This is a genomic window from Maribacter sedimenticola (assembly GCF_900188415.1).
GTDB classification, from domain to species: domain Bacteria; phylum Bacteroidota; class Bacteroidia; order Flavobacteriales; family Flavobacteriaceae; genus Maribacter; species Maribacter sedimenticola.
Genome location: NZ_FZNV01000001.1, coordinates 893,507 through 906,609 on the forward strand (window position 1 = coordinate 893,507; position 13,103 = coordinate 906,609).

The window sequence follows — 13,103 nt, forward strand, 5'->3', positions numbered from 1 at the left end:
ATTTGAATCTAGAATATTTTATTGCCAAACGGCTTATAAAGGGTAAGGAGCATAAAATTAGTATATCTGCGCCGATAATAAAAATAGCTATTGCCGCAATTGCTATTGGCGTTATCATGATGTTGATCGCCATAGCTACAGGGTTGGGGCTTAAAGAAAAGATCAGGGAAAAGGTAACGGCGTTCAACGGCCATGTACAGATCTATAATTACGATAATAATAACTCTGAGGTTTCCGTAGTTCCCGTTAGCATAGAACAGGATTTTTATCCCGAGTTTAAAACGGTAGACGGTATTGTGCACATACAGGCGGTGGCTACCAAAGCCGGGATAATCAGGACCGAAGAAACTTTTGAGGGTATAATTGCCAAAGGTGTTGGCAACGATTATAATTGGGCTCCGTTCAATGAATTTTTAATTGAGGGAACGCTTCCAGATTATTCCGGGGAATTAAATGCTGATGTTTTAATATCCAAAATAATGGCCAATCGCCTTAATTTAAAAGTAGGCGATTCTTTTTTTACTTTTTTTTTAAGGGATGATACTACGGATAAAATTCCTAACCAGCGCAAGTTTACCATAACGGGAATTTATGATAGTGGTTTTGAGGAAATAGACGGACTCTACATCTTTACGGATATACGGCATATTCAACGCATGAACAAATGGACCGATACGGAAGTAGGTAACTTTGAAGTCTTTCTGAACAGTTTTGACGATATTGACCAGAAAAGCAATGATATTTACGGACAAACACTTTCTAATCTAGATACCAGGACAATCAAGGACAAATACCATAAGATTTTTGAATGGATCGGACTGTTCGATTTTAATATTGCACTTATCATAGGAATAATGATAATAGTAGGGGGCATTAACATGATTACTGCCCTGTTGGTGCTTATTCTGGAAAGAACACCAATGATAGGTGTCTTAAAGGCTTTGGGCATGCCCAATTGGGATATACGAAAAGTCTTTTTGTACAATGCCGCCTATTTAATAGGAATAGGGTTATTCTACGGAAACCTTATTGGCCTTGGGGTAATTTTTATCCAGGAACAATTTAAGGTATTCAAGTTTCCAAACCCTAAAGAGTATTATGTGGAATATATTCCTGTAAGTATAGATCTGCCTATTATAGTGTTATTGAATATAGGTGTGTTGTTGTTATGTTTATTAATGTTGCTCATACCTTCTTATATCATTACGAAGATTACCCCCGTTAAAGCTATTAGGTTCGAATAGTTTTTGCTTTATAACACAAGATAATTGTATGCATATTCTACCTCTTTTTGGTACATTTGAAATAAAACGGACCATATGTGCAAAAAGATTTTCCTTAGCCTTGTTTCTTCATTTTTCCTATTGGGACTACAAGCCCAAAAATTAACAAAGAATGAAAAAAGGATTGTAAAATCCGTTGAGCGCCATAATGTCGAGGCAATTTCATTTCTAGAGAAGGTCGTAAATATCAATAGCGGCACTTTAAACCTTAAAGGTGTTGAAACGGTAGGTAAAGAGTTTGCCACTGCCTTTACTGAAATAGGATTTGAAAGTACTTGGATTCCCATGCCGGAAGAGATGAACAGGGCAGGGCATTTATTTACTGAAATAAAGGGAACAAAAGGTAAAAAATTACTGTTGATAGGTCATTTGGATACGGTGTTTGAAGAAGATAGTCCATTTCAACGGTTTAAGATGGTAAACGATTCCATTGCCCATGCACCGGGAGGTAATGATATGAAAGGTGGTAATGTAATTGTATTATATGCCTTAAAGGCATTGCAGGAAAACGGATTGTTGGACAATGCTCAGATTATTGTTGCATTCACTGGTGATGAAGAGAGTACAGGTAGCCCATTGGAAAAAAGCAGGCACGATATAATTGAAGCGGCAAAAAGAAGTGATATTGCGTTAGGGTTTGAGACATCTACTGGGTTTAACTATGCTACCGTAGCGCGTAGAGGTTCCTCAGGTTGGAAAGTTGAGGTAGAAGGTAAAAGAGCACATTCTTCAGGTATTTTCAGCGAGGATACCGGTGCGGGCGCTATTTTTGAAATGTCTCGCATATTGAACGGTTTTTATACTGAAGTAAAGGGCGAAGATTTATTGACTTTTAATCCGGGAACCTTGCTAGGAGGTACTTTTGTTGAGTTCGATGAAATGACCAGTAAGGGAACGGTTTTTGGAAAGACCAACGTGGTAGCACAAAGAGCAGAGGTTAGGGGTGGACTTCGTTTTATTTCCGAAGAGCAAAAACAACGTGCACGTGATAAGATGAAAGCAGTGGTTGCCAACAATTTACCCCATACCACTGCAAAAATCTCCTTTAAGGACAGCTATCCGGCCATGCAGCCTACTGAGGGCAATACTGATTTGTTGAAAAAGTTGAATGCCGTTAGTTTGGATTTGGGACAAGGTGAAGTTCTGGCCTATGATCCAGGAAAACGTGGTGCGGCAGATACATCTTTTGTGGCAGAATATGTAGATTGCCTGGATGGTTTGGGTACCATGGGAAATGGTGCACATACCCCACAGGAAACCGTAAACCTAAACACGATCGAAGCACTTACAAAAAGAACCGCACTTTTAATTTATAGATTGGTACATGAGCAATAAGATCACACTTAAGTCCGCAGGGCAAAGCGTAAGAATAGAAGAAGGGGAGTTGGTAGGGTTCCAGGTTTCCGGACATGAATTTATGCACCAAAAAGGTAACCCCGGTTGGCGTAACGTAGATACGGAAATGTTTCCGATCATTGGACCTACTGCCGAGGCGGATTTTAGGGTTCATACCCCAAAAAGTACTGCGGTACAGGACCAACATGGCCTGTTGCGCGAAATGACATATACGTTGTTGGAACATAACATTACCCAGGCCGTTTATCATAAAACATATAGGGCAAACACTCAAGTGGTCAATTCTAAATATCCAAAAAAATCGACGGAGGAAATCTTGAGCTGGCCTTATGATTTTGAATTTAAAAAATCTTTTGAGCTAACTGAAAATGGTTTGGAAATTGTGTTCACCATCTCTGGGGAAGAAGGCATGCCTTTTATGTTAGGGTATCATCCTGCATTTATGTTGCATACCCAAACCGCCCTTATCACCACGGAGAACAATGAATATTCCATAGAGGAAGTATTGCAGGTGGGCAGTAGGGCCTTACATGTACCCAACGTTAATAGTATTACCTTACATGATGACCGTAGTTTGCAAGTGCTTACAGAGGGTTTTAGCCATTTTATGTTATGGACAGAGGTGCCCAACATGGTTTGTATTGAACCCATAACTTTTTACCCCTATGCCGTGGCACAACAAAATCTAGATGAAGGTTTTATGGTGCTTAATCAAGATATGGCTCAATTTAAGGTATTGTTAAAGCCCTTATAGATTGCTTTAGGAAATTAATTGACCAGTTATGTGCTATGACATTAAAACAAGTTTAGAAGCGCAGTTAAAACGCGCAATGCGAAATAGTGATCTAAAGGCCATTGAGGAAATCGTGGAGAAGTTGGCTCCCTTAACGGATCTTCCCGTTTACCATGCATCTGGTTTTTCCCATCCAGAAGTATTGATATATACCAATGAAGACCCATTTTATCCAATTATAGCAACTTGGGGGCTTATTCCGCATTGGGTATCAAGTGAGGAACAAAAGCAAAAGCTTTGGAACAGTACCCTGAACGCTAGGGTAGAAACTATTTTTGAAAAACCTGCCTTTAGGGATGCTGCAGTTGAGAAAAGAGGAATACTTTATATAGACGGGTTTTATGAACATCATCATTTTGGAAAACAAACCTATCCTTACTTTATTCAACAAAAAAACGGAGAACCTTTGGCACTTGCCACGCTATGGTCGGTATGGAAAAATCCAACCACGGGAGGAACCATTACCTCATTTTCCATTGTCACGACCTCAGGTAATGAACTTTTGGCAAAAATCCATAATAATCCAAAATTGGAAGAACCCCGCATGCCATTGCTGTTAACAGAAGAAGCGGAAACGTTATGGTTGTCAGATAACCATACTGTGGAACATGATATAAAGACTATAGTTGAACAAATCAATACTGTTCCGTTAAAAGCTTATACCGTGGGTAAGCTACGCGGTAAAAGTTATTTGGGAAATGTGCCGGAAGTAGTGGAGGAAAAAACCTATCTGGAACTGGAACCGTTAAAACTAAATCTTTAAAAATGGCTTATAACGAACATCTGGCGGAGCGCGTAAGGCAACGCTTAAAGGGCAAAGCCGTGGTAGAGGAGAAAAAAATGATGGGCGGGTTAACTTTTATGTGCAACGGAAAAATGTGTTTGGGTGTTCTAATAGACAAAAAATTCAATGAAGATCGTTTGATGGTTAGGGTAGGTAAATTAAATTATGAGGAACTGTTACAACGATCGGATAGTATGCCGATGGATTTTACCGGAAAACCCTTGCGTGGTTTCCTGTTCATTACACCCAATGGTTTTGATATGGAATCCCACTTGGATTATTGGGTGATAATGGCGTTGGAATTCAATGCGCTTTTAAGCGAACAGTAGCTAAGCATTGTTACAAGCCCAATGAAATGATTAAATTTACCGCGTGAGCAAAATATTGCCTTTTTTGGAATGGGTGTCCACCTATAAAAAATCTTTTCTACTACGCGATCTGTTGGCCGGACTCACCGTGGGCATTGTTTTGGTGCCACAGGGTATGGCCTATGCTATGATTGCGGGCTTACCCCCCGTACATGGTTTATATGCATCATTGTTTCCGGTATTGGTTTATGTCTTTTTGGGTACTTCTAGAAGAATAGCGGTTGGTCCCGTAGCAATGGATTCCTTATTGGTGGCCGTTGGTCTGGGGGCATTGACCATAACGGGAGTGGAGGACTATATTAAAATGGTGGTAATATTGGCTTTTATGGTGGGTGTTATCCAGTTTCTTTTAGGCATTTTGAGAATGGGCTTTTTGGTCAATTTTTTATCCAAACCGGTAATAAGCGGATTTACATCCGCAGCGGCTATCATTATTATTTTAAGCCAACTCAAACATCTACTCGGTATTGTTATGCCCGGCGGTAACAAAGTTTATCAATCTGCCATTAACTTACTTTTTCATTTAGTTGAAATAAATTATGTGGACCTCGGTATTGGGCTAATCGGGATCGTACTATTGGTCGCATTTAAAAAGTGGAACAGGAATATTCCTGGTATTCTTATCATAGTTGTATTGGGTATGGTTGGAGTATTTCTTTTTAAGTTGGATAATTTTGGTATTCAATTGGTGGGTGACGTGCCTGACGGACTTCCTGCATTACAATTACCATCATTGAATTTAGAGGATTTTAAAAGGTTGTGGCCTATTGCCGTTGCGCTTGCCTTGGTGGGCTATTTGGAAGCAATTTCAATTGGTAAGGCCTTGGAGGATAAAAGTGGTATAGAGACTATAAAGGCTAATCAGGAATTAATAGCATTGGGGACGGCAAATGTTGTAGGATCCCTATTTCAGGGATATCCTGTAACGGCCAGTTTTTCCCGTTCGGCCATAAACTTTGATGCCGGTGCCAAAACAAATTTGGCCGGTTTGTTCAGTGTAATCCTAGTTGTACTGACCTTGTTGTTTTTAACACCTTTATTTCAATATCTGCCCAATGCGGTATTGGCAAGTATTATAATGGTATCGGTCGTAAAATTAATAGATTTTAAATACTGTAAATATTTATGGGTCAATAGAAAAGATGAATTTGTGGTGTTATTGGTAACCTTTTTTCTCACTTTGTTCATGGGCATTGCAGAAGGTATTTTAATAGGAGTATTATGTTCCTTGCTGTTAATGGTTTATAGAACTTCTAAACCGCATTTTGTGGAAATTGGTAATATTGGCAACTCGGATTATTATAAGAACGTTATAAGATTTGCCGATGAGGTGGTAGTGCGCAATGACCTTCTAATTGTTAGGTTCGATTCCCAATTATATTTTGGTAATTCGGCTTATTTTAAGAAACAGTTATTAAAGCATATAAGGGCCAAAGGTCCCGGACTTAAAGGAATCATATTAAACGCCGAATCCATTAATTATATAGATGCCACCGCAGCAGATATGTTGACCAGGCTTATTCATGATATACGGGAAAGCGGTAAACAATTTTATATAGCTGGTGCAATTGGCCCCACAAGGGATATTATCTTTAATACGGGTATTATTAAGGAATTACAACGGGAATTTTTGTTCGTAAAGACCAAAGAAGCAGTAGATTTTTTCGATAATCCCAATGAAATATCATTATTGGCGGCCAAAGTTGCCTATGAGAACAGTAAAATGACTAAATTAAAAAAGAATTGAAGTTAGCTTTAATTTTAAGATAGATAGATTAGTAATTGAAATTTTAAGTGCAAATGAATATTGAACAAATTTATACGGGATGTTTGGCTCAAGGAGCATATTACATAGAAAGCAATGGGGAAGTTGCCATAATTGATCCATTACGTGAGGTTGCTCCCTATATTGAACGTGCAAAAAACGACAATGCCACGATCAAGTATATTTTTGAAACCCATTTTCATGCAGATTTTGTAAGTGGCCATGTTACCCTTTCCAAAGAAACAGGGGCCCCTATAATTTACGGTCCTACCGCACAAACTTCATTTGATGCAATTATAGCCAAGGATGGACAAGAATTTACTTTAGGAAAATTGACCATTAAAGTATTGCATACGCCCGGACATACTATGGAAAGTACTACTTATTTATTAAAAGACGAGCATGGAAGGGACCATGCTATCTTTTCTGGGGATACCTTATTTTTAGGGGATGTGGGTAGACCGGACCTGGCCCAAAAATCTGCCGATATGACGCAGGAACAATTAGCAGGTACCTTGTTTGAAAGTTTACGTACTAAAATTATGCCTTTGGCAGACGATGTTATCGTGTATCCTGCCCATGGTGCCGGATCGGCCTGTGGCAAGAATATGATGAAGGAAACCGTAGATACCTTGGGCAACCAAAAAAAGATGAACTATGCGCTTAGGGCAGATATGACCAAGGAAGAGTTTATTAAAGAGGTTACTGACGGACTCTTACCGCCTCCCAAATATTTTCCGATTAATGTAAAAATGAACAAGGAGGGGTATGAGGACATAGAAACGGTGTTGGACCGAGGAACCCGTGCACTCACTCCTGAAAAATTTGAGCGTCTGGCCAATGAGACAGAAGCTTTGGTGTTAGATGTTAGACATCAAGATGAATATGTAAAGAACCATATTCCACGTTCCATATTTATTGGGTTAAACGGTGACTTTGCTCCTTGGGTAGGTGGTTTGATCGCAGATACCAAACAACCTCTATTATTGGTAATCCCTGAAGGTTTGGAAGAAGAGGCTATTACCAGGTTGTCCAGGGTAGGTTTTGATGCTGCCATTGGTTATCTAAAAGGGGGAATGGCAGCGTGGATAGCTTCGGGTAAGGAAACGGATTCTATAGTATCTATATCCGCACATGAGGCAAAACAAAAAATTGAAGAACGGATAGCAGTTTTCGATGTTAGAAAAATTGGTGAATTTAAGAGCGAACATATTTTAAATGCGGAGCATACCCCGCTAAGCGAACTCAACAAATATTTAGCTAAATTTCCAGAAAACGATGACTTTTTGGTGCATTGCGCAGGCGGGTATAGGTCGGTAATAGCCTCTTCCATATTAAAAAGTAGAGGTATTCATAATCTTATAGATGTCAAGGGCGGATTTGGGGCATTGAAGAAGGAAGGTGTTGCAACTACGGACTATGTATGCCCTTCAACATTATAAATGATTTCTATATAGCTATAGTATTTTGCTTCATATAAGCGGTAATTGTATAGCTTTTATATGTAAATTTAAAAAGCAAACGTATAAAAGAGATGCTAAAAAAATTTATTTCACGAATAGGTATAATGAACACTATCATGCTATTGGTCGTATTATCAATAATTGTGGTTTCTGAATATCTTTTTATGTCCGGTAAAAAACTTGATGCAATTTTTGTTGCGTTTTGGGCACCTACCATCCTTGGATTTATGAATTACCTAAAGTTTAAAAAGTAGTGGAGTTCGTTTTAGCTTACTCAATTTTTGTAGCTGTAATCTTTATGGTATGGTTGGTATTCGTAATAAAAATGTATAATAAAATGAACGAGTAGTGCCGCCAACTTTACCACAAATATTAAGGTAGAGCATAAACACTGTTCGGGTTTTTTCTTAGGTAACTTTCCACAATACGCTGGGTTTCCAAAGTATTTTTTTGCGGGGTTATATAGAACTCAATATCCGCCACATCCTGTATCTGAATATCCTTTGATACATACCCGTAACCGGCATAATTATTCTCACGGATCAATACAAAGGCATTTTCATCCATATGCCTTCCGTTGGTTTTTATTAGTAATGTAGATTGTATGTCCTTAAGACTTTTTAAAGCTTCAAGAACCCTTTCATTGTATTGTTTTACCAATGAGACATCAGAACAAATACCTATGCACTGTTTTAATTTGTAATGGGAGCATATAGCAATATTTTCCTGTAAATGACAATATTTAGGGCATAGGTCGAACATACCGCATAAAGCCTCTAAATACTGTCTGGCCTCTGTAGGGCTATAACAAACCGCCAAAGCATTGGGTGTCATTTTTATCTTATTAAATGCCAAGTGGATAATTCCGTTACGGTCCTCATAACTAAATATTCCATATTGCTGTACGGTTCTTTTTTGGGCCCTGTTGTATTTTGGATAATGCTTTTTTATTTCTGCGGATTCCTTCAATAAAGCAATGAGCTCATTGCCCGTTTCCTCAAAATCTAATGATGTTGTTTCTGCACAGAGTCTTATTTCCTTGGTTTTTTTATCATAAAAATGCCCAAGTACCCTTTTTTTGATATTGATGGCCTTACCCACGTAGATAATTTTCCCCTTCATATCCTTAAAGTAATAGACTCCGGGGGTCATTGGTAATTTATCATATTCCGCTTTTGGTAAACCCGGTGGTAAAGTGGCCTCTTGTGATTTTGAATTTAAAAATTGTTTAAACACCGTTTCCGCACCTTGCGTCCTTAACAATTTATGAAATAACAGTACGGTGGCATGGGCATCTCCTCTGGCCCTGTGCCTATCGGTTAACGGAATACCCAATGAAGCCGTGAGTTTTCCTAAACTATAGGAATGATAACCTGGCAATAATTTTCGGGAAAGACGAACTGTACATAGTTTCTTTCTGGAATAATCCAACCCCAATTGTTTAAATTCGTTTTTAATGACATTGTAGTCGAAATTAACGCTGTGAGCAACAAAAATGGTGTCTTTTGTAATGGCCTCAATTTGTGGTACAATTTCTTCCAATAAAGGTGCATTTCTCACCATATTATCATCAATACCGGTTAATCCTGTAATGAATTGGGGTATTTCACATTGCGGATTTACCAAAGAGGTAAATTCGTCAACAACTTCATGACCATCATACTTAAAAATGGAAATCTCGGTTATTTTATTTCCTTTTACACCATTTCCGGTGGTCTCTATGTCTATTATGGTATACAAAAGATGTACTAAAATTTTGGGTAGATAAAGTTAGTTGATTTATAGGTACAAAACTTACATGAAACTATGTTGCGGTCAAAAACGTGAATCATTTTATAGAAAATTACAATCTCGGTCCAAAAAATCAAGACCTTATTTAAGTTATAGTAAAAATTAATCTAGGATAGATAAACTCCATGTTCAAGGCATTGCAATGCCTTTAAATTTCTTACTGTATTGTGTATTTATAGATGAAAAACCGTTTTACAAAACAAGGACATTTTCTTTTGAACCCACGGTTGGTTAGTTTATAAGCGGTGTTGTTCAACGATTAGCCAAATGAGAATGGGGAATGTGTTAAACAACGATTTTGCTTGCATCCTACCGATGTAAATCTAAGTTGTGAAAATTACCTTGCTATTTTAGCCTTAAATAAGTTGTAAGATTTATTTGGACACGATTTTTTTTTGAGTATTAATTGTTCGTGTTGCAAACAACATGAACGTATTTGTATCAGATCTTTATTAATTAAGATCTGTGTCAAGAAAAATTTAATTTAAATGGATTCGATCCAAGAACTATTTTTGAGTTTACCTGTTTTAATGGTCATATCAGCTTTAATTGCGTATGTAATGGCTACTAGGTTTAACTTATATCCAGTTATCATTTATGTATCTAAGACCAAGGGACTAATGGATGTTCCCGAAGAAAGACGGGTGCATACTTCACAGGTGCCCAATCTTGGTGGCATGGGCTTGTTCATTACATTTTCCTTGACCTTACTTTTGTTTGTACCGTTCCTGAACAATACTGTTGAGGATTTAAGTAATATACTTTCATTATTGGCCGCTACAATTATATTATTGTTTTTGGGTATTAAGGATGATTTAGTATTTATGACCGCTAAAAAGAAATTGGTCATTCAACTTATAGCGGTATCCATGGTATGTATTCTTCAAAATGTAAGGATATCTAATTTTCATGGTTTATTGGGCATAGGGGAATTGCCCTATATTATTTCTGTAGGCTTTACCATATTTGTCTTTGTCTTGGTAATCAATGCTATAAATCTCATTGATGGTATCGATGGCTTGGCTTCTTCCATAGGAATTTTGGCCAGTTTAAGTTTTGGTATTGCATTTTATATGGCAGAAAATTATTTAATGACGATAATGGCTGCAGTATTGATAGGTTCCTTAATGGGCTTTTTGAAATATAATCTATCTTCGGATAGGAAAATTTTTATGGGTGATTGCGGATCGCTTATTGTTGGTTTCTTATTGGCCTACCAAGGTATTGGATTTCTAAATATTAATCCAGAACTGGTTTTTGAGTATAATTCTGAAAACTCATCCATTTTACTTTTGGCCATTTTATCATACCCTTTGTTTGATTTATTGCGTGTGTTTATTGTAAGGATTGCCCAAAAGAAAAGTCCGTTCGATGCGGATAGTAATCATATTCACCATAGACTTTTACGTTTGGGGCTAAATCATAAGCAGGCAACAATGTTTTTAGTGGTCAGTAACCTAACCTTGATCTTAATCACGTATTTTACTATTAACTTGCCAATTAATATGAGTTTAATAGTCGTAGTTTGTTTTGGTTGTTTATTATATCTGTTACCTTTTTTAAGTGTCTTTGAGGAATTTAAGGGAGAGGAACCAGAGGAAATAACCCCGGGGGTAAGCGGTAGGGTTGTAGAGGTAAAAGAAGATGGTGCTATAATTATACCTATTAATGAAAGAATCTTACAGAAAGAAACTATTGGTCAGCATCGTAATTACGGCAGTCTAAATACAGAACCAGAACGTGTTGCTAAAAACACTTTCCCCCAAAAGAACAGTGAAAAGTTCAAGTACTATGCAAATGAAGAAAAGGTACTGTTGAACCCTTTAGATAAAACAACACATATCGATCAAAACAATTTAAAAACTGAATAAGTTTCTATACTAAATCATTTTACATTAAGTGACATTATACTATCAATTCCGGTATTGGGGATTGTGCTTCTAATTAATAAATCTAGTCAAGAAATTAGTTCAATACCTTACAAGTGAGCCAGAGCGGTAGTAAAAATAGCTATAGACAGATAATGAAAGCTACCTCCATCTTTGGTGGGGTACAGGTCATTAATATTCTTATCTCTATTGGACGATCTAAGATACTGGCTATATTATTGGGTCCTGCAGGTATAGGTATTCTCGGATTGATCATGTCTACCACTAAACTAATAAGTTCCTTGACCAATTTTGGTTTGGGTATTAGTGCCGTAAAGGAAATAGCCATTGCTTTTGAACTCGGAGATGAAAAACAGCTTTCCAAAACGTTAACCATCGTTAAGAGATGGATTTGGTTTACCGGTCTTTTTGGCGGAATCTTGACCTTAGTATTATCCCCTTGGTTAAGTGAACTATCTTTTGGGAACAAAGATTATACCATCGCCTTTGTTTGGCTTTCAGTTACATTGTTATTAAATCAATTAACTAGTGGAAGTTTTGTGTTCCTTCAAGGATTGCGCAAACTCAAATATTTGGCGAAGGCCAATGTTATAGGAGCAGCTTTGGGACTTTTGGTTTCTGTGCCCATTTATTATTATTTAGGGGTTAAGGGTATTGTACCCGCCATGATATGTACCTCTATCCTAGGTTTTGCGGTCGCATTTTATTTTACCAAAAAAATTAAAACCCAAAAAGTTCCTGTTTCCGTAAAGGAAACTAAGGAAAAAGGGAAGAATATGCTTGTTATGGGCTTTACGCTAAGTATCAGCGGAATCATGGTTCTCGGCGTTTCGTACATAATAAGGATATTTATCAATAATAACGGTGGGGTTGAAGATGTTGGTTTGTTCAATGCCGGTATTGCAATTATATCTACATATGTAGGTTTACTGTTTACCGCTATGGAAACGGATTATTTTCCCAGATTGTCTGCAGTGGTTCATGATAATGAAAAGGCCATTACATTAATTAACCAACAGGCAGAAATTGCAATGTTGATTCTAGCCCCGGTTCTGATTGTATTTTTGGTATTCGTTGAACTTATTATTACCATTTTATATTCTTCAGAGTTTATCCCGGTCAAGGAAATGATATATTGGGCAGCACTTGGTATGTTCTTTAAGGTAGCCGCATGGGTAGTGGCATTTTTCTTTATCGCAAAAGGAGCCAGTAAATTATTTTTCTGGAATGAGTTGATAACCAATTCCTATACATTGGCCTTAAATCTTATTGGCTATTATTACTGGGGCTTAACAGGGTTAGGTCTCTCTTATATGGCTTCCTATTTTATTTATTTGATACAGATATATGCAATGACCGGAAAAATTTATGGCTTTAGATTTTCTACCTCGATCATTAAAATTTTCGCCATTCAATTTTCATTGGCTATAGGATGTTTGTTGACGGCCAAACTATGTTCTTCTCCATATAATTATGTAATTGGTATTCTATTTATACTTATTTCCATGTATTATTCGTTTAAGGAACTAGACAAAAGATTAAATCTTAAAGATCTATTGGGGAAATATTTTAAAAAATGAATATGGTAAGTGTTTTTAACGATTGTAAAAA

General features: G+C 37.3%; 10 protein-coding genes. 9 read left to right on the plus strand and 1 reads right to left on the minus strand.

The annotated features are described in order from the left end of the window. Window positions 1-2: 2 nt before the first annotated feature. The 7 genes from CHB68_RS03740 to CHB68_RS03770 all read left to right on the plus strand — a co-directional run bounded on the left by CHB68_RS03740 (window position 3) and on the right by CHB68_RS03770 (window position 7,791). Window positions 3-1,244: an ABC transporter permease gene (locus tag CHB68_RS03740; RefSeq protein WP_089259498.1), complete on the plus strand. Its 1,242-nt coding sequence runs from the start codon at window positions 3-5 to the stop codon at window positions 1,242-1,244. A 75-nt stretch (window positions 1,245-1,319) separates the two neighbouring features. Continuing rightward, window positions 1,320-2,618, plus strand: coding sequence for a M20/M25/M40 family metallo-hydrolase (locus CHB68_RS03745; RefSeq protein WP_089259499.1), 1,299 nt, complete (start codon window positions 1,320-1,322; stop codon window positions 2,616-2,618). Then, window positions 2,608-3,393: an aldose epimerase family protein gene (locus CHB68_RS03750; protein ID WP_089259500.1), complete on the plus strand. Its 786-nt coding sequence runs from the start codon at window positions 2,608-2,610 to the stop codon at window positions 3,391-3,393. The genes CHB68_RS03745 and CHB68_RS03750 overlap by 11 nt, the downstream gene beginning before the upstream one ends. Window positions 3,394-3,421: 28 nt before the next feature. Next, window positions 3,422-4,195: an SOS response-associated peptidase gene (locus tag CHB68_RS03755; protein WP_089259501.1), complete on the plus strand. Its 774-nt coding sequence runs from the start codon at window positions 3,422-3,424 to the stop codon at window positions 4,193-4,195. Window positions 4,196-4,197: 2 nt separating this feature from the next. Next, a complete protein-coding gene (locus CHB68_RS03760) occupies window positions 4,198-4,545 on the plus strand; it encodes a TfoX/Sxy family protein (protein ID WP_089259502.1) in 348 nt (115 codons plus the stop codon). A 43-nt stretch (window positions 4,546-4,588) separates the two neighbouring features. Next, window positions 4,589-6,331 (plus strand): SulP family inorganic anion transporter, encoded by a 1,743-nt coding sequence (locus tag CHB68_RS03765; protein ID WP_089259503.1) that lies wholly within the window; start codon window positions 4,589-4,591, stop codon window positions 6,329-6,331. Between the two features lie 53 nt (window positions 6,332-6,384). After that, window positions 6,385-7,791, plus strand: coding sequence for an MBL fold metallo-hydrolase (locus tag CHB68_RS03770; protein WP_089259504.1), 1,407 nt, complete (start codon window positions 6,385-6,387; stop codon window positions 7,789-7,791). A gap of 393 nt (window positions 7,792-8,184) precedes the next feature. Here the strand turns inward: CHB68_RS03770 and CHB68_RS03780 are convergent, their stop codons facing one another. Continuing rightward, complete coding sequence (locus CHB68_RS03780; protein ID WP_089259506.1) at window positions 8,185-9,552, minus strand: exonuclease domain-containing protein; 1,368 nt, start codon at window positions 9,550-9,552, stop codon at window positions 8,185-8,187. 539 nt (window positions 9,553-10,091) lie between these two features. On the opposite strand from CHB68_RS03780, the gene CHB68_RS03785 reads away from it, so the two are divergent. Together CHB68_RS03785 and CHB68_RS03790 are read left to right on the plus strand one after the other, a co-directional pair. Further along, on the plus strand, window positions 10,092-11,474 hold the full coding sequence (locus CHB68_RS03785) for an MraY family glycosyltransferase (RefSeq protein ID WP_089259507.1): 1,383 nt from the start codon (window positions 10,092-10,094) through the stop codon (window positions 11,472-11,474). A gap of 152 nt (window positions 11,475-11,626) precedes the next feature. Beyond that, window positions 11,627-13,072, plus strand: coding sequence for an O-antigen translocase (locus CHB68_RS03790; RefSeq protein WP_089259508.1), 1,446 nt, complete (start codon window positions 11,627-11,629; stop codon window positions 13,070-13,072). Window positions 13,073-13,103 lie beyond the last annotated feature (31 nt).

Bases quoted from the DNA above. Each gene is read 5' to 3' on its own strand.
- CHB68_RS03745 (WP_089259499.1), top strand. From the start codon at position 1,320: ATGTGCAAAAAGATTTTCCTTAGCCTTGTTTCTTCATTTTTCCTATTG.
- CHB68_RS03750 (WP_089259500.1), top strand. From the start codon at position 2,608: ATGAGCAATAAGATCACACTTAAGTCCGCAGGGCAAAGCGTAAGAATA.
- CHB68_RS03755 (WP_089259501.1), top strand. From the start codon at position 3,422: ATGTGCTATGACATTAAAACAAGTTTAGAAGCGCAGTTAAAACGCGCA.
- CHB68_RS03760 (WP_089259502.1), top strand. From the start codon at position 4,198: ATGGCTTATAACGAACATCTGGCGGAGCGCGTAAGGCAACGCTTAAAG.
- CHB68_RS03770 (WP_089259504.1), top strand. From the start codon at position 6,385: ATGAATATTGAACAAATTTATACGGGATGTTTGGCTCAAGGAGCATAT.
- CHB68_RS03785 (WP_089259507.1), top strand. From the start codon at position 10,092: ATGGATTCGATCCAAGAACTATTTTTGAGTTTACCTGTTTTAATGGTC.
- CHB68_RS03790 (WP_089259508.1), top strand. From the start codon at position 11,627: ATGAAAGCTACCTCCATCTTTGGTGGGGTACAGGTCATTAATATTCTT.